The organism is Wolbachia endosymbiont (group A) of Anomoia purmunda, from assembly GCF_947251545.1.
GTDB lineage: Bacteria > Pseudomonadota > Alphaproteobacteria > Rickettsiales > Anaplasmataceae > Wolbachia.
The window spans coordinates 1,197,815-1,217,647 of the sequence record NZ_OX366362.1 but is presented as its reverse complement, the minus strand read 5'-3'; the positions used below and the strand labels follow the sequence as shown (position 1 = coordinate 1,217,647).

At 34.9% G+C, this 19,833-nt stretch carries 5 protein-coding genes; 2 read left to right on the top strand and 3 right to left on the bottom strand.

Features of this window, described 5'->3' with window-relative positions; all coding sequences use genetic code 11:
* Positions 1 to 9 precede the first annotated feature (9 nt).
* The gene (locus OPR57_RS06250) at positions 10 to 375 is read left to right on the top strand and encodes a hypothetical protein (RefSeq protein WP_265036318.1); all 366 of its coding nucleotides are present in this window, start codon (positions 10 to 12) and stop codon (positions 373 to 375) included.
* Between the two features lies 1 nt (position 376).
* Complete coding sequence (locus tag OPR57_RS06245) at positions 377 to 9,082, top strand: Tc toxin subunit A-related protein (protein WP_265036317.1); 8,706 nt, start codon at positions 377 to 379, stop codon at positions 9,080 to 9,082.
* 11 nt (positions 9,083 to 9,093) lie between these two features.
* Here OPR57_RS06245 and OPR57_RS06240 read toward each other — a convergent pair whose 3' ends face one another.
* The 3 genes from OPR57_RS06240 to OPR57_RS06230 all read right to left on the bottom strand — a co-directional run bounded on the left by OPR57_RS06240 (position 9,094) and on the right by OPR57_RS06230 (position 19,814).
* Positions 9,094 to 18,714 (bottom strand): ankyrin repeat domain-containing protein, encoded by a 9,621-nt coding sequence (locus OPR57_RS06240; protein WP_265036316.1) that lies wholly within the window; start codon positions 18,712 to 18,714, stop codon positions 9,094 to 9,096.
* Positions 18,715 to 19,036: 322 nt separating this feature from the next.
* Entirely contained in the window at positions 19,037 to 19,447 is a 411-nt protein-coding gene (locus tag OPR57_RS06235) for a helix-turn-helix domain-containing protein (RefSeq protein ID WP_265036315.1), read from the bottom strand.
* A 34-nt stretch (positions 19,448 to 19,481) separates the two neighbouring features.
* Positions 19,482 to 19,814, bottom strand: coding sequence for a helix-turn-helix domain-containing protein (locus tag OPR57_RS06230; RefSeq protein WP_265036314.1), 333 nt, complete (start codon positions 19,812 to 19,814; stop codon positions 19,482 to 19,484).
* Between the last annotated feature and the right edge of the window lie 19 nt (positions 19,815 to 19,833).

Here is a 19,833-nt window from a genome sequence, read left to right as displayed (position 1 = left end):
GAAATTACAATGAATAAAAATACAGCAAATGATTCTCAACTTCGCCTAGAAAAGATGGGAATTGAAAACGTTGAAATAACTGAGAAATTACTCAGCTTTAAAAACGAAAATGACGAGTATTTACATGACTCAGCATTTAAGATAACAGATTTATGTGAGGATGTCTTTATTGAAAGGGTAAAAGACGTAATTACAGAGCAAGAAGCTAAGGATATTTACCATAAGGCCTTAGCAAGAAGGGAATTCGTCTCTCGGTATATAGAAAATGCCAGAGAAATGACCGAACCACATTACCGAGCACTACGAGTTTGCAATATTGATCATGATACTGCAGCGGAGTGCGACGGAATTATACACAGTTTACAAGGGGAATAATATGACAACCACAAATACTAATGCAGATAGCAACATAGTTGAAGATATATTTAAAACTAAAGATGGTTACAACGAATGTGATCACTGCCAGTCAGTCTTAAGTCCAGCAGCTTACTTTGTTAAGCTAGTTGAGACTATTGAAAAGTATATTCCAGGGCATAAGCTTAAAGAACGTCGTCCTGACTTATTTGAGCTTCCACTAGATTGTAATAGCACTAACAAAACAAAGTTATACCTAGAGATTGCTAATGAGATAATGGGGAAGAATCTAGATAGGAAACTAGGTGGCAATGCTCTAAAGAAGTTAGCAACAGCTAAATATCCATTTAATCTGCCTGCTAATTTTCCTTTAGTTAGCATACGTACTTATCTAGAAAAACAATGCATTACTTTAGCTGATCTATATAAGGTGCTAAAACCAGAAGCTAATAACGTTGCAGAATCTTTAGGTCTTTCATCAGAAGAATATGAACTTATTACTTCCACAAGTTCTAATTTAAGCGAAGTTTATAGTGCAAGTGCGAGTGAACTTAAAAACGCTGAAAAGTTCATTGCTCAAACTAACATAGACTTTGATAGACTAGAGTTGTTGCGTGGTTGTTATAATAAGCTTGCTGGTGCAGAAAAATTGACTATCGGCAACGAAACCAGAAGTATTAATGGTAAGAATGAAACTTTCCAGGTTATCAAAGGTCTTAATGACCAGGAATTAAACTTTTTGCATCGCTTTATTCGTCTTGCAAATAAGCTTAGCTGGTCATTTAATGAGCTGTGTAATGTATTGCTTGCCATTGATAAGAATGAAATTGACGCAGGTACTCTTAACGAGGTAAGCAGAATAAAAAGCTTACAAGAAAAATTGAAAAAGCCTTTAAATGAAGTGTACAAATTATATCCTAATGCTTCCATATCAATAGAAGGAAGTAAGAGTGAAGAAGACGCAAACAATGCAACAGAATCTCTATTCTTTTTGCAAGGAGTAAAAGAATCAGACTTAAAGAAAATTTATGGTATAGAGGAGCCTTCTGAACCATTTAAAGAAGAAAATTTTGATGAATTCATTGTAAGAACTGGAGCAAAATGTCAGGAAGTAGAATGGCTGCTCAGTCAATCTACTACTCATGTCAAAAAGGCTAAGAAGCAAGAAAAAATTAGTGTTAAAGAGCAAAAGTTTCTACACAACTTTACTCAGCTTGCTGGACAACTAAAATTGTTGTTTGGTAAGTTAAACACGATAATTGCAGAGTTACCAAGTGAATTTAAGCTTAAGGATTTAGTTACAAACACAGATAATAGTACTATATTAAAGAAAATTTGGAATATTAACGATAACGAACTCACTTCTTTAGTCAACTATAACGATGAAATTTCCAACAAGATTGGAAGATCATTAATCTCGGAAGTACATAAGCAAATTTTGCTAGCAAGGTTGATGAATATATCAACAGCAGAAATAGTACAAATTTTACTGCAGCTAAACATCACTGATCTAAATCTAGATAATATAGAGCGTATTTTTGAATTAAATAATTGGCTAAATAACAATTCTATTACCATTGAACAATTAAACACATTGATCAACTCTTCTGCACTTTCTCACCAGCATGTAAAGGAGATAAATGAGATAGAGGAAGAAATAGAAAAGAATCAAGAATCAGAAATCAGAAAAAGACTAGACTCATTAGTGAGTCACGCTGAGCTTACTGGCGAGTGGAAAATACAAATAGAAAAAATACTGGAAGAATCAGAAATTAAAAAATTAAAAAACAGAGAGAAATTAGATGCGTTGATGAATAATTCTACACTTTCTGTGGATTGTAAAACGAAAATAAAAGGTATATTGGAAGAATTAAAAAGCAAAGAAAAATTAGATTCGCTAATTAATGACTCTACACTTTCTGAAGAATATAAAATAAAAGAAATAATAGAAAAAACGGGAAACAAAAAACTAACAAGCAAGGAAAGGTTGGATGCATTAATCAATGATTCTACAATTTCTGAAAAATGCAAAACAAGAATAAGTGAGGTAATAGAAGAACGAGAAAATCTTCATAATGAAATACGTAAACATTTTAACGTAAGCTCTGATGTATTAGCTGCAGCTCATCAATTTACAGAAAAGCAGCCAACAAATTTGCAGTTATTAAGACTTGAATCTCCAAATAAAAATATTGTTCATGATGTAGGTATAATTGGCAACAAGGCCGTTTTTCTTGCAAAGAGTGAAGTACACAGCAAAAATTCTGTAGAGTCTTCAATGCGTGAACCACGAAAAAACGTAGCAGTAGCAACAATTGGCACGAAGACTATTTTCTTTGGTGGTAAGAAAAGTGAAAATGAATACTCACGAAAAATAGACATCTACGATGAAGAAGCCAAAAGCTGGATAACTGAGGCAGCCAGCGAGGCACGTGATAGTGCTGCAGTTGCTGTTGTTGGCAACAAAGCTATTTTCCTTGGTGGAAATAAAGATAATAGACGATGTTCATTACAAGTAGACGTCTATGATAATGGCGTGTGGACAAAACATACAGCCAGTGAAGCTCGCTCAAATGCTTCGGTTGCTGTAGTTGGTGAAAAAGCCATTTTCTTTGGTGGTAAAATTAATAAAACAAGATCAAGTGCGATAGATATATATAATAATGGAGAATGGGTAAATCGCACAGATACAGCTAGTGAAGCACGATCAAACGCATCAGTAGCTATAATTGATACGAAAGTTATTTTCTTTGGTGGTAGTAAAAGTGATAACCAATGTTCTTCAAAGGTTGATATCTATGATAGTAAAGCTGAAAAATGGACAACGCATACAGTTAGTGAAGCTCGTGAAAATGCATCAGTAGCTGTGGTTGATGGCAAAGCTATTTTCTTCGGTGGTAAAGTAGGTCAAACGAGATCTAATAAAATAGATATTTATGATGCTAAAACTGAGAAATGGATAGAAGTTCAACACGTTGCCAGTGAAGCACGTGATATGGTGCAAGTTGCTATAGTTAATAAACAAGCTATTTTCTTTGGCGGAAATAAAGGTGATCAAGAATATTCTAAATATATAGACGTCTATGATGGCGCTACTGATAGCTGGAAGTTTACAGGTGAGATTAGCAGAGCGCATAACAACGTATCAGTAGCTGTAATTGGTACAAAGGCTATATTGTTTACAAAGGAGATGAATAATAGAATTGCTGGCCAAGTATATATTTACGACTCTACTGGTTATTCTGCAAATAATTCTATAGCTAAAAACTGGACAAGACGTATTGCAAAAGGAAATGAAATGCATGACGATTTGCTTGCAGAAATCACGAGTAGTGCAAGGTCCTCTGGAAAAATAGATATTTATGATAATATAGTTAAAACTTGGAAGACTGTTGATGTTTACAAGCCTAGTGAATGTACTTCGATAGACATTCGAAATAATAAAGCGATCTTAACTTGCAAAGATTCATCTGGAAAAACATATGAAGAAACGTACTCAATAGACTTATCTATAACTTACGATGCAATGATTGAAGAACTTCTAAATAATGTTGCAGTTTTTACAACATTTAAGCTTAGTGCAGAAGATATAAAAAGCATTACATGTCATTCAAATATTTATGGCCTAAAAGCAACATGGACAGAGAAGCAGATTAAAACCCTTTCAAATCATAAAGCACTGCAAGATGCTTTTTCTGGTAACGAACTTACTCTTTCACAATATGTAGAATGGCTACATGACAGTTATGATGAAAGCAAAGTCACAGAAAAAATAACGCAGCTTACTAATTGGGACAAAAAGTTACTAAGTCAAATCAAAGAAATTGATGCTTTTAAAAAATGTTTCAGTAAAGAAAATCATCCTATAGACTCTTTGCTAAAAATTAAGTCTCTTGTAGATATGGCAGAACAAACAGGTATTGATGGTCAAATTTTGCTAGAACTAAAAGACTTACATAATTTGCCATCATCTACTGGATGGGATCAGTACAATAGCACTGAAAAGGAACTACGGAAATCACTAAGTTATGTAGAAGGAGTGAAAGAGCATCTAGAAAATCAAAAGCGTAATATTCTGGCAGGTTACATGTTACACACATATCCTGAAATCAAAAACAAGAATATGCGCAGCCTATACGCATTCCTATTAATCGATGTTGAAATGAGCGATTGCTCAAAAATTTCTCCGCTCAAAGCAGGGTTGAATAGTCTTCAACTCTATATTCACCGTTGCATATTAGGACTAGAGGCAGGAGCAACAGTTAATCCTGCGTTGACTGAAGGAATGTGGGATTTGCTTGATAATTATAGAGAATGGGAAGCAACTAAAAAGGTTGCTCTCTATCCAGAAAATTACTTAAATCCTACACTGCATAAATCGGCAACAGCAGAATACAAGGCACTACAAAATACTTTAATGCAAGGTAATCTTACAGAGGAAGCAGCAGTTAACGCATACCTTAAGTATTTTGAAGATTTTTCACAACTTGTAAATTTACAAACAGTAGATACTTTTTTTGCAGATGAAAGAAAAGAGTTCTATATTTTAGGTCGAACAACGGCTGAACCCTATACTTACTATTACCGGGTTGGTAATTTTGAAAATAATACGGAAGAGAGCTCACAGAAATGGAAACCTTGGGAAAAAATTGAAGTGCAAATACCCGTTCAGATAGCAAGGATAATCCATGCATTTGGTAAAATATTTATTTTTTGGCTACAAAAAACTGAAAAGGAAAAACAAATTGAGGATGTATCAATTGATGACTCTACTTTGAACATAAATTTTGTTTTTAAAAAAGTGGATAATAGTTGGTCAGCTCAGCAGAAGCTGCCTAGCGAAATCAAGAGGCAATACAAGTACGAAGATAAGATAAGAAGACATTTATCTGTGATAGATTCACATGAACAACATATAAAAAATAGAGGTGAAGGAGCTAGTGCAAATTCATATTGTGAAAGTGAAATTAAAGAACATAGAAAGTCGATAGAAAGTCAAATTGAGGAGCTAAAGAGCGCCAAATACTATGGAAACCTAGAAATTATCTCAAATAATGAAAAGATTTTTGTTATATCTATGGAGGAAGGTTTTGAAAATAGCAAATTTTCTTTAAGTGAGAATTTTGATCTAAAAGCAGAAAATTCTGATTTATATAGAAGTAAAAAAGAAAAAAACATTGATACTATAGTGAAAAGTATTGAATTGTCATATGAAAAGAAGAAAGAGGAATATAAAGAAGATATAGAAAACAGGGTAAAAGACTTAGGAAAGAGAATAGAAGAAGAAGAAAAACGTAAAACAGCATTAGAACATATAATAAAAATTATAGAAAAAAGAACAACAAATGAATTATATAATAAAGTAAAAGACGTAAGAAAACAGCTAGACGATTTTCAACAAAAGAAATCAATAAAAGATGATTTACCAGAAAAATCAATAGATGAAGCAGTATCTAAAGATAAAGAAAAATCACAAGAAGTAATAAATTATTTAAAAGAAAGATTAGATAAATCTGTAGAGTATGTTAAAAATGATACTTATTTATTTTCTTCTAAACAAGCAGATTTGGATTCATTATTAGATAAATCTGTAGAGTATGTTAAAAATGATACTTATTTATTTTCTTCTAAACAAGCAGATTTGGATTCATTAAATGATTTAAAAACAAAGGTAAAAAGTTTAGAGGATGAAATATCTACATTACAGTTAGAGAAAAGCATAGAAAGACTAGAAGAAGAAAAGAATAAGTCAGCACAGGGTCGTACTATAGAACAGCTTAAAAGTGATATACAAACACTAAACAATAAAATAAGTGAAGAAAAGAAAAAACTCAGTGAAAATGAATTAGAAAAATATAATAAAAAACTGAATGAAAGTGAAGAAGTAGACAAAGGTATAGTCAAAAAACTGTTTGTACAAGACAGAGAGAAAAGTAGTAAGGAAAGTAAGTTGGAGGATACCACTAAAATTATTGAATTTACTAGTAAGTTATATAGAAAAGCTTATATGGGTGGATCAAAAGCAGTTTTAATATCCAGTGAGCAACAGCAGGAATACATGCTGAACTTTTATGGCTTTTACGGAGTATATTTATGGGAAATATTCTTCCATATTCCAACACTCATTGCATATCTTTTCAATCAGGAGCAAAAATTTGCTGAAGCACGTAAGTGGTACCAATATATTTTCAATCCTCTCAAAAAAGATTGTAATGCTTGGCAATTTTTTCCTTTTAAAACCAAATGTCCTCCAGGCAATATTAATCACCAATGTGATAGCGGAGAATTAGTTGACTCACTTGATCCATATAAAGAGGCTGGCAAAGATGGAAGAGTTTCTTTTGAAAAGTATGTGATAATATCATATGTAGATAACTTGATTGATTGGGGTGATATGCTATTTTCTCAAAACTCATGGGAAGGAATTAATCAAGCAACAATGCTTTATATCAGAGCTTGGAATCTTCTTGGAGAAAAGCCTAAAAAGAAAGGAAAATTTAAAATTAAATCTAGAAACGTGTGTGAAGTATTAACTGCCAACAGGAAAATGCTATGTAAAGCAGAAACAATAACCCCAGCCCAAAGTAGTGGGAATGGTCAATTTGCACTTAATCCTGCTTCATCTGATACAGCTGAATATTGCAGCTATTTCTGTACTCCAGAAAATAAAGACTTTATCGGTTTATGGGATAGGATTGAGGATCGTCTTTATAAAATAAGACATTGCTTGGATATCAAAGGTAAACGTTTAGAGCTTCCTCTATTCCAACCACCAATTGATCCAAGGCAATTAATCAGTGCTGCAGCTGGAGGAAGTACTGTAATGCTACCAAAAGCTCAAGTGCCTCATTACCGTTTTAAGTATATGATTACTTATGCTAAATCAATTGCTGATACTGTTACTCAAATTGGTTCAGAATTATTGAGTGTTTTAGAGAAAAAGGATGCTGAAGCGCTTAATTTACTTTACAACAAACAAGAAGGAATAATAGCAAACTTGATGACAACCATTAAGGAAAAAGCCATAGAAGCATTAAAAGAAGAAGCTAAAGCCCTTAATGTAAGCTTAAGCAGTGCAAAGGATCGAAAATCTTACTATGAGAAATTAATTAATGACGGGTTATCAGCTGCTGAAATTGCAGCAATAGTTGCAGCTGTTGCTTCTACAACTTTTTTAACTCTTTCAAACCCTGCCACGCTAATTGCTGGAGCTTTAAGTCTTATTCCAAATATTTTTGGATTAGCATGTGGTGGTAGTAAACCTGAAGGGGTTGCAAAAGCTACTACTGAATCAATGATATTAACATCAAACACACTATCTAATATATCACAGAATATAAGCACATCAGCAAGTTATGAAAGACGAGCTCAAGATTGGGATTTACAGAAGATTGTGGCCACCCATGACGTTGATCAGATTGGCTATCAAATAGAAGCAAATAAAATAAACCAAGCAAATGCTATACAAGACCTTAGAGCCCACAAGGAATCAATCAAGCAGATTAAAGAAAAAGAGTCTTTCTTCAGGGGCAAATTTACTAACCAAGAACTATATAGCTGGATGAAGGGAGAACTTAAAAGCTTATATATAAAAACTTATAGACTTGCCCTTGAGATCGCAAAGCAAGCTGAAAGGGCTTATCAGTATGAGATTGATAACGGCAAAGCGTTCATTCAACCAGGGCACTGGAATAGCTTAAAAGAAGGCCTACTTTCAGGACAAAAGTTAAAGTTTGAACTTGAGCAACTTGACAAAGAGTACCATGATACCAATGAAAGAAGGTTAGAAATCACTAAAGTAATCTCACTTAAATCTCTTGATCCTATAGCACTTCATGAGCTTAAAACTAAGGGAAGCTGTAAATTCTCCTTCACGGAAAAATTATTTGACCTCGATTTCCCTGGTCACTATGCTCGTAAGATTAAAGATATAAAGATTACTGTTCCAGCAGTAGTTGGTCCTTATGAAAATGTTCATGCAAGTTTGCAACAAACAAGTAACCAAGTAGTGTTAAAAAGCGATGGTGCAATAAACGCAATTAAATACTTAGTGAACCCAAGTGAAGAAGAACAGCCTGAAACTGATCTTTTAAGAGTTAATTGGAAGCCAAATCAAGAAATTGCTATCTCAAAAGCTGATCAAGATAGTGGTCTTTTTGAACTTAGTTTTGGTGATGAACGTTACTTACCATTTGAAGGCACAGGTGCAGTTTCTACCTGGGAATTAAGCCTTCCTCAAGCAACCAATAGGTTTGATATTAGTACTATTTCTGATGTGATAATTCATTTGGACTATACAGCTCTAAATGGAGGTGAGGTTTTAAGTCGTCAAGTAAAAAATCTTGATCAAATAAAGTATTATCAAGGCACGTTCATTGTCAATCTAAGTGCGGTCTATCCAGAAGAATGGAACAAGTTTAAACAGGCAAACGGGCAATCCTCTGAGTTAAAGTTCAAGCTATTTCCTGAAATCTTCCCTATTCATGTAAAAAATCCAGAAGTTGATTTAAATGATGGTAACAATATCTGCATCATACCTGCAACGCCAGATGCAGATAAAATAACTATAAAATTGGATAACTATAACTGGGAACGTAATTCTAAAAAGATTGTTAATCCTTCACTTACAATTGGCACTGACTGGAACATTCAAGTCAACAATGCAGATATAAGTAAGCTTGAGGAAATCATAATTATGGTTCCTTATAAAGCAACGATTAACTGGTAACTTACTACCTGCTATTTTAATAACGAGTAGCAGGTCTCTTTGCTTTTTTCATTTGTGATACCTTTTTCTATAACAACACTTTGCATAGAGGTAGGTACTTGGATGCTAGCTTGGAGCACGCTTTGCGGTTCAGGAAATAATTTAATATTTAATATTCGGTCTTTTTCGCCGCTATAGGCTTTTTTAAATCTATCGATTTGCTTTTGACTTAAATTTTCTGAAAATGCTCTATCTATATACGAGTCCAAAAGACTAGGGATTGCATTATAGTCACCGCCTGTAATTTTTGCTGTGATAGTTTTTTGCACTTCTAAAAAATCAATTCTTAATGATTTGCATGCTATACCACTACTACGAGCTGTTTGCTTCACTACTGACTCTAGCTCTTTCACTATATGTAAAGCACAGCCTATTATTTCCTCTTCTGATAAAGTATCACTTTCATAAGCTCTGCATGTCGTGTTACATTTATTCCCATTGAACCAGCTATATAATACATAATAAAGCATCATGTCTGCATTACTAATATTCCCAAGCCTTTCTTGAATAATAGGTGTAGATGATTTACAGCTGGCCACCTTACCTGGTAAAAATGGCTGTTCAGTATTAGATACTGGCTGTATCCAACCTTTTATCCAAGAAACCCAGTTGCCTATCAGTGAAGAATGTCTACCTGCCCCACTACTTTGAAACTGACCTACAGTAGGCTGATCTACAAAAAGATGACTATGCCTGATATTAGCAACGTAATTGTGCTCTTTTTCTTCCAGAGCTTGCCTTAGGTATTCTACCACACTTACATGGTTTGCAGAAATAGCTAGATCAAGAGGTTTTTCATGATCAATACTGAGAAGGTCAATATCTGCTCCTTTTTCCTCCACAAGAAATTTTACGGTTTCTAAATGACCATTACTAGCGGCACAGTGGAGAGGTGTCCAATTATCTGCACTTACAGCATTAACACTTATTCCTTTATCAAGGAAAAATTTTACAATATCTTTATGTCCATTCTCAGCAGCAATATGTAGAGGTATTTTACCACTCAGATCAACAGCATTAATATTTGCTCCTTTCTCTTCTACTAAAAACCTTATAGTTTCCAGATGACCATGTCTTGCAGCATAATGCAGCGGTGTCCAATTGTCCTGACCTAAATCATTAACATTCATTCCTTGGTTTATTAAAAGTTCTATAACTCTTTGGTACCCACGTTCAGCAGCAATATGTAAAGGTTTTGCGTTATCAGCATCTACAGCATTAAAATTTGCTCCCTCAGCTAAAAGCGATTGGACAAAATCCAAATTACCAGAATGGGCAGCATAATGCAGTGGCGTCCACATTAAATTAGTATCTGGGTCGTTAATGCTTAGCCCTTGCTGTACAAAAAGTAATACAATATTTTTATGTGCATTGCTAGCTGCAGAGTGTATAGGTTTTTTTCCGTCGTTGCTTACAGCTCTAATATCTGCACCTTCTTCAACCAGAGATTTAGTAGCCCTCAAGCGACCATGAAGGGCAGCATAATGCAAAGGTGTTAATTGCTGATAATCAGCATCATTAACATTTAATTCTTTTTGTATAAAAAACTCCACAATATCTTTGTGTCCATGCTGGGCAGCAATATGTAAAGGCCCAGCACCGTAAGCATCTTTATTATTGATGATGTTTCTATCTTGACGAACAAGAAACCTAATAACCTCTAAAAGTTTATCATCATCAATGTGTTTATTATTCCTGCCTTTAGCAGCATAATATAAAGGTGTCCAATTGTCTTTGCCTTTGTCATCAACACTTAGCTGCTTTTGCACAACAAAGAATTCTACTACATCCTTATGACCATACTGAGCACCATAATGCAAAGGTTTTACATTACTAGAATCCTGAGCATTGACATTCGCTCCTCTACTTACAAGAAGTTTAATAACTTCCAAATTACCGCTCTTGGCAGCATAGTGTAGTGGTGTCTGATTATTCTTATCTTGATAGTTAATATTCAATCCTCTGCTAAGGAAAAACTCAATAGCGTTTTTATGTCCATGCTCAGCAGCAATATGTAAAGGACTCACACCATTAATATCAAAAGCAATAATATTTACCCCTCTACCAGCAAGAAATTCAATAACGTTTAAGTTGCCACTTTTAGCAGCATAGTGCATTAATGTTTTATTACTTTTATCTTGGTCATTAACACTTAGCTGTTTTTCTACAGTAAAGAACTCCACAATACCTTTATGACCGTACTCAGCAGCAATATGCAAAGGTTTTAAATTATTAGAATCTTTGGCATTGATATCTGCTCCTCTACTGATGAGGAACTTTATAACTTCTAAGTTATCACTCTTGGCAGCATAGTGTAATGGCGTCCCCTGATTCTTATCTAAATCATTGACACTTAATCCCCTATTGAGGAAAAACTCTACGATATCTTTATGTCCATACTCAGCAGCAATATGCAAAGATTTTGTTCCACTTATCGTTTGATCATGAATGTTTGATCTAAAGTTAATAAGTAGTTTCACAACTTCTAAGTTACCACTCTTAGCAGCTTCATGGAGCGGAGTAAGGTAATCTTTATTATTTCTAGCATTAGTATAAGCCTTTTTTCTAAGAAGAAACTTGACAATCTCTAAATCACCACATTGAGCAGCTTTGTGCAATGGTGTTAAGTCATTATCATCTCTAGAGTTAACATCTGCACCTATATTAAAATAATGTTCAACCTTTCTAAAATCTTTCTGACTTATCGCATCAAACAACCCTGCATTTGAAAGAGTTTTTACGACTTCTAGGTGGCGCTTTTCTGTAGCAAGTTGTAACGGTGTCTTGCCATGAAAATCTTGAACATTAATATCCGCCTCTCTTTCTATAAGCAACTTCACAATCTCTGAGTGACCAGAATCAGCAGCATAATGGAGTGGTGTCCAGCTATTCCAACCAGAAGCATTAATATTTGATCCGCTGTTAAGCAAAAATTCCACTACGCCTTTATGGCCATATTGAGCAGCAATATGTAAAGGTTTTATGTAATGAGACCCAGCATTAACATTTGCCCCTTCTTCTACTAAAAGTTTTATGAGTTTTATGTGGTTTCTATAAGCGGCATAATGTAGTGGTGTCCAGTTATTGTGACCAGAATAATTAACATCAGCTCCTTCTTTAAGATAACCTCTAACTCTTTGTATGTCATTCCTTCCTACATAATGAAACATAGCCTCATTTAACAGTAATTCAGTAATTTCTTCATTCTCTTTTTCTTTAGCAAGTTGTAATGGTGTTTTACCGTCCGAATCCCTTGCGTTGATGTCTGCTCTTTTTTCTATTAGTAACTTGACAAGTTCAAAATAACCTTCCTCTGCCGCATAATGTAATGGCGTCTTATTATTTTTGCCTGGTTCACTAGCACTTACTCTATGTTCAAGCAAGAACTCAGCAACATTTTTGTACCCATTTTTGGTAGCAACATGTAACGGGCTTTCACCACTAATGCTTTTCATGTTTAGGTTCGCTCCTTTACTTTGTAAAAACCTTATCATTGATAAGTCGCCATTTTCTGCTGCAATATGCAACATTCCCCATCCCCACCTGTTAGTCACATCGACATCAGCTCCACTAGTAAGGTATTCACTAATCTTATCACGATCTCCCTGCTTAACGGCATTAAATAATGCCTTATCTTGTAACAATTTAATTGTCTCAGGATGAGTTGCGAGTTGCAATGGCGTGTTTTCTTCAGAATCTTGGATATTGATATCTGCACCTTTCTCTATCAAAAATTCTACAACTGCTAAATGGCTTTTCTCAGCTGCTTGATGCAAAGCTGTTTTTCCACTTATACCTTTGTCATCGATACTCAACCCTTCTCTGTTTTTCCTTAGGAAAAACTCCACCACATTTGTATGACCATATTGAGCAGCAACATGCAATGGCTTATTTCTGTTAGTATCCTTAAGGTTGATATCTGCGTCCTCTCCTACCAGAAATTCTACTACTGCCAAGCGTCCATGTCTAGCAGCATAATGTAATGGTGTCCAATTATTCTTACCACGACTGTCAACACCCTCACTTTTCTCTTTTCCTACTATCAAAAACGCTACTATGTCTTCGTATCCATTCCTAGCAGCATAATGCAAAGGCTTTGCATTATAAGACTTAGCATCAACATTTGCTCCTTGTGCCTTTAGAAGCCTAACGATTTCAATGTAACCTTTGCTAGCGGCATCATGCAGCAATGTCCAGTCATTTTCGTCTTTGTAGTTAGGGTCTGCTCCTTCAGCAAGATACTGTTCAACTTTACTTAACTCTCCTTGTTTCACAGCATTAAATAATGCTTTATTACGCAATAATCTTGCTGCTTCCTGATGGTTTTTACCGCTTGCTAGTTGCAGAGGTGTTTTGTTGTCTGTACTTTTAGCATCAATATCTGCTCCTTTTTCTATTAGAAACTTTACAACTTCTGGATACCCTTTGTCAGCAGCGTAGTGTAGCATAGTCCAATCACTATTACCTTTATCGTTAATGCTTAGCTCATCCCCGTGCCACCTGAGGAAAAATTCTATAATACTTCTATGCCCGTTATCTGCAGCAATATGTAAAGGCTTATTTCCGTTAGAATCTTGAGCATTAATATTTGCCCTCTTTGTTATCAGAAGTTCTACAATTGCCAAACCACCTCTGCTTGCAGCATAATGAAGCGGTGTGCATCCATTTCTATTTGCATCATTAACACTAAGGCCAGCTCTTTCCTCTTTCAGAAAGAATTCTACCACGTTTCTACGACCGTAATCAGCAGCAATATGCAAAGGCTTGTTGCCATCTTGATCTCTAGTATTAATGTTCGCCCCTCTTGATATTAGAGCCTGAGCAACTCTTAGATGTCCTCTACTTGCAGCTTCATGTAATACTGTCCATCCATTCTTATCTGAATAATTAACGTTAGCTCCATTATCAAGGTATCTTTCTACATCATTTAAATTTCCCTGCTTTACAGCATGTAATAATGTTTTATTTTGTAATAATCTTTTAATTGGCCCTTCATTAGCTAGTTGCAGAGGTGTTAGATTATCATAGTCAATTGCATTAATATCTGCACCGTTCTCTATGAGAAACTCTGCAACTTCGGGGTAGTTATACTTGGCAGCATAATGAAGCGGTGTCCAATTATTTTTGCCCCTATCATTAATGTTGGCATCTGCTTCATTCACACCATTTTTTCTACTGAGAAAATATCTTATAACATCTAAAGAGCCTTTCTCGGCAGCAATATGCAAAGGTTTATCTCCATCTCTACTTTTAGCATTAATATTCGCTCCCTTCTCTTCCACTAAATACCTGATTAATGGCAAATTATTTCTCACAGAAGCAGCGTGTAAAAGCCCCCATCCCCATCTGTTAGTAGAGTTTACATTAGCTCCATCTCTGAAAGAGTCTTGTACTCTCACTAAATTTCCTTCTTTCACAGCATCAAAAAGTGCTTTATTCAACAATAACTCCTTGACTTTTTCATGTTGAGCAAGTTGTAAAGGTGTTTTGCCACCAGAGTTTTTTGCATTGATATTTGCACCTCTTATTATCAAAAGCTCCACAACTTCCGACCTGCCCTGCTCAGCGGCATAATGGAGTGGTGTCCAGCTATCTTTACCTAAATCGTTAACACTGAGCTTTTTATCAAGAAAAAACTTTACTATATCCGTATGTCCATTCTTTGCAGCAAGATGCAGAGGTTTATCCCCATCAGCATCTTTAAGATTAATATCTGCACCTTTTTCTCCTACTAAATATCGAACAACTTCAAAATGATTGCTCTCAGCAGCATAGTGTAGTGGTGTTTTATTATCTTTACCTTTGTCATTAACTTTACCATTAAGTAGAAGCTTCACAACGTTTATGTGACCATATTGTGAAGCAATATGCAAAGGTTTGTTTCCATCAGAATTTTTAGCATCAGTGCTTGCCCCTCTTTCTACTAGAAGCGAAGCTATTAGCAAATGACCTTTTTCAGCTGCACGGTGCAACAGCGTCCAATCATTACCGCTCAGAGAGTTAGGATCAGCTCCATTATCAAGATATCTTTGAACTTGAGCATACTCTCCTTGTTCTACAGCATCAAATAATGCCTCATTTTGTAATGATCTGACAATTTCCTGATTACCAGTTATAAGCTCTAAAGGTGCTTTACCTTGGGCATTCTGGATAGTAATATCTGCACCTTCTTTGACAAGAAAATTCACAGTTTGTGAATAGTTGTTTGCACTAGCATAATGAAGTGGTGTCCAATTATCTCTACCTAAATCATTAATATCCATTCCCCGCTCATCAATGAAAAATCTTACTATTGGCTGATGCCCACTTTTGGCTGCAACGTGTAATGGTTTGTCCTCGTCAGAATTTCTAATGTTAATGTCTGCCCGCTCCCTCGTTAAAAACTTTACGATTTTTAGATGTCCGCCCTCAGATGCATAATGCAGTGGAGTCCAATTGTTTAAATCAGTTGCATTAACAGCTGGACAACTTTGCACTAAAAGCTCAACTACATCAGAGTAACCATGACGTGCAGCATGATGAAGGAAAATTCTGCCATTTTGATCACTATAGTCAATATTAACCCTTATTCCTTTAACTTCTTTGTTGAGATAATTTCTCACCTCCGACACTTTATTTTGTTTTACAGCACCAGACAACCCTTCATTCAGTAAGAATTGAATTACTTCAGGCTCGCTTGCCAGATCTACTGGTAATTTTCCTTGAGAATTATGAGCATTAATATTCGCTCCTTTCTTTATAAGAAACTTTACAATCTCAATATGACCTTCTTTAGAAGCATGATGTAAAGCTGTCCAATTATTTCTATCTTTGCTATCAATAGTAGCTTTTTTTTCTTCAATCAAGTACTGTACAACATTAAGGCTATTGCTTGCAGCAGCATAATGCAGGGGCGTCCACTTATTTTCCCCTTGTTCATTAACGCTTAATTCTTGTTGATCGATAAAAAATTCTACAATATCTTTATGCCCATTTTTTGCAGCAATGTGCAAAGGTTTTTCTCTACTATCTGTTCTTGCGTTTATATTTGCTTTTTTTTCTACCAGAAATTCTGCTACTTTTGTATAACCGTTGCGAGCAGCATAATGGAGTGGTGTCCAGTTATTTAGATCTGAATAGTTAACATCAATCTCATTTGCAAAAGGACCTTTAATCTTATTAATGTCATCACCCAGGTTATCTCCTTTTACAGCATTGAATAGCTCTCTACTCCGCAATAACTTTGCCACCTCCCTGTGACTATCTCCTTTTTCAACAGCAAGTTGCAATGGCGTTTCTTCACTTAAACCCGTAGCGTCAATATTTGCTCCTTTTTCTATAAGAAGTTTTACTACCGGTAATCGATTTTCATAAACGGCATAGTGAAGCGGTGTCCAGTTATTTTTTCCTACTTCATCAATATTTGCTTGCTTACTCAGAAAAAGCTCTACCACGTCACCTTTGCCATAAGTAGCAGCAAGATGTAAAGGTGTATTTCCGTCAGAATCTTTAGCGTTAACAACATTTGGATCTTTATTGATAAGTTCTGTTGCTAGCGTTTTATACCCTAAGCTAGCAGCGTAATGTAACGGCTGCCATCCATTTTTCTCGTATGAATAATTAAGATTTTGAATATATTTTCTGACCTTTGATATATCATTTTTCCTTATAGCATCAATCAACGCCTTGCCCTGCAACATTGCTTTAACTTCTTGCCGATTACTTTCACCTTGGGAAAGCTGTTGAGCAAGCTCAAGTGGAGTTACACTATTAGAATTTTCAGCATAAATATCTGCTTCTTTTTTTATCAAAAACTTTACTAAATCGTTGCTACCTTTGTTAACAGCATGATGTAGCGGTGTCCAATTATCCTTTCCTTGATCATTAATATCTAGTCCCTTCTCATCAATGAAGAATTTTACAACTTTTGTATGCGCATGGCTGGACGCAATATGTAAGGGTTTATCTCCATCATTAGTTGTAGCATTAATGTTTGCTCCTCTTTCCACTAGTAACCTTACCAGCTCTTGAGCTTCTGTTTTTTTATTAGCAGCATAGTGTAACGGGGCCCAGCCGTTATTGTCTTCACGGTTAATTTCAGCTCCTTCCTCAAGGCATTTTCTGATCTTGTTAATATTTCCTTCTTCTATTGAATTAAGCAATGCTTTACTCAATAATAACTGTGTTGTTGCCTGATGGTCTTTTTCTTTAGCTAATTGTAACGGTGTTTTGTTACCAGAATTTATAGCATCAATATTTGCTCCCTTTTCAAGAAGAAGCTCTACAATATTTTTATGACCTTGATCAGCAGCAATATGTAAAGGCGTATTTCTCTCATGGTCTTTATCATTAATAACGCTTAAATCCTCTGCTATGAGCACTTCTGCTGAAGCTTTATAACCTAAACTTGCAGCATAGTGTAATGGAGTCCACTTATTACTTTCATACAGATAGCTAACTTTAGCTTTCCTCTGAATAAGATTTTCAACTTCTGTAATATCATTCTGCTTTACGGCATCAATTAATGCCTTACCTAGCAGTATTTTTTTCACTTTTTCATAGTCCTTGTCTTTAATGAGGTCAAATGGAGTTTCATTGCCATAATTTTTAGCATTGATATTTGCTTCCTTTTTCTCTACCAAGTACCTAACGACATCAACGCGATTACTTTCAGCAGCATAATGTAGGGGTGTCCAATTATCCTTTCCTGGGTCATTAACACTTAATCTTTTTTCATCCAGAAAGAACTTTACGATATTTTCATGTCCATTCCTTGCAGCAATGTGTAAAGGCTTATTATTATCAGAATTTCTAGAATTAATGTCTGCATTTTTATCTACTAAAAACCTTACAAATTCCAAATCATCTACTGTTCTATTAGAAGCATAATGTAAGGCTGTCCAACCATTCTGATTTTTATAATCAATTTCTCCTTTTTTAAGACATTCCCGAACTTTTTTACTACTTCCTTCCTTTGCAGCATCAAGCAATGCTTTATTTTGTCGTAACTTTTCCTTTTCTGATTCCTTACTTTTTAAAAAGTCCTTAATAGTTTGATACCCTTTTCCCTCAGCAAGCTGTAATGATGTTTTACCATCAGGATTTTTTTTGCTAATATCTGCTCCATTTTCTACGAGAAATACCACAACTGAGTACTTACCTTCTTCAGAAGCGTAATGCAATGGTGTCCAAGCACCATTAGCTAGAGCATCAATCGTTGCGTTTTTTCCTACTAAAAACTTTGCCATCTCAAGTTCACCTTTTTTAGCGGCATAGTGAAGTGGCGTCACGTAATCTTTTCCTGGATCATTAACATCCATTTTTTTCTCATTAATAAAAAACTCTACGATTTTTGTATGTCCATTATCTGCAGCAATATGTATAGGCTTCTGCTGAGCATTGGTTTTACCATCGATAAGGTTTATATCTGTTAAGTTTGCTAAAAATTCTGTAGCGTTTAAGTTGCCATACTGAGCAGTATAGTGTAGCAAATTCCACCCATCTACGTCAGAATGCCCAGCAATAGTCACATTATCGTTTATAAGTTCTACAACTTTTCTGTTATTATTATTTCTTATAGCTTGTTTTATATTTTCAAACTGCTCTGATGGCATATAACCCTCTCTAAAATTGACAAAATCCTCACCAAAAAGCTCTTTGCATTAATAGGTTATATATAAACATTTTACAGTGCAATATTTATTTTAAAAATGCAAGTTTTGGATTAAAGGAAAACAGAAAAGACCGGAAAGTAGAGTAAACTCAATAATTACAAAATAGAATACAGTCTTCTGGAATAAAGTAATTTCCTGCGCGAAACAGCGCTATCCATGTTAAAGAATTAAAAAAATGGAATTGCTGTCTTTCTATAGTAAAAGTACAAATAACTGATTAGGTGGCTTGAGGAAAGAATACTGAAACAATACCTTAACTTCTCTACTCTGAGATTGACGTGCATTTAACATCCCATTTGAAGCCTGTGTTAGCAAGAGCTTTAATCACTAAATGAACAATATCGCGCAATGCTTCATCCTTAATTTTTCTATATTCCCTTACTAATCGGGATATTTCTTCGCTGCCCACATCGCTACGAAAGGCCTTATCATGCAAATCTTCAGAGGCTTTGGTAAAAAAATATGACATATCAACTGACAAAGCTTCTGCCAAATTATACAATCTATCAACTACAAGCCTTACCTCTCCAGTTTCATATCCTTGTATATGCTGAAATGAAATTCCAAGCTTCTTTCCTAATTCTCTTTGACTAAAACCACACATTAACCTTCTTTTCCTTATTCTTTCCCCTATTTGTTTATCGATAGGATGTTGTTCAGCTTGTACAGTCATTTATTAATATCTTAACTCGCATATTAAAACAATACTAACTTTCACTGTAACTTTGAGAAAAAGATTTTACTAATACATAAACTACACTACGCAGCCTTTTACTCTTAATTTTATTATATTCTTTAACTAATTTTAGTATTTCTTCATCATAACTTTCATGTGAGTCAGTATGCATAACAGTAAAGAAATCAGCAACATCTATCGATAGTGCTTTTGCTAAATCATATAATCTACTGGCCAAAACACAATTTGAACCATTTTCGTACCTTTGTATCTGTCTATATGAAACACCTATTCTTCTTCCCAACTCGGTTTGTGTCAAACCACAGTATAACCTAAGTTCCTTTATTTTTTTACCTAATTGCACCTTTTATCCCTTACTCAAA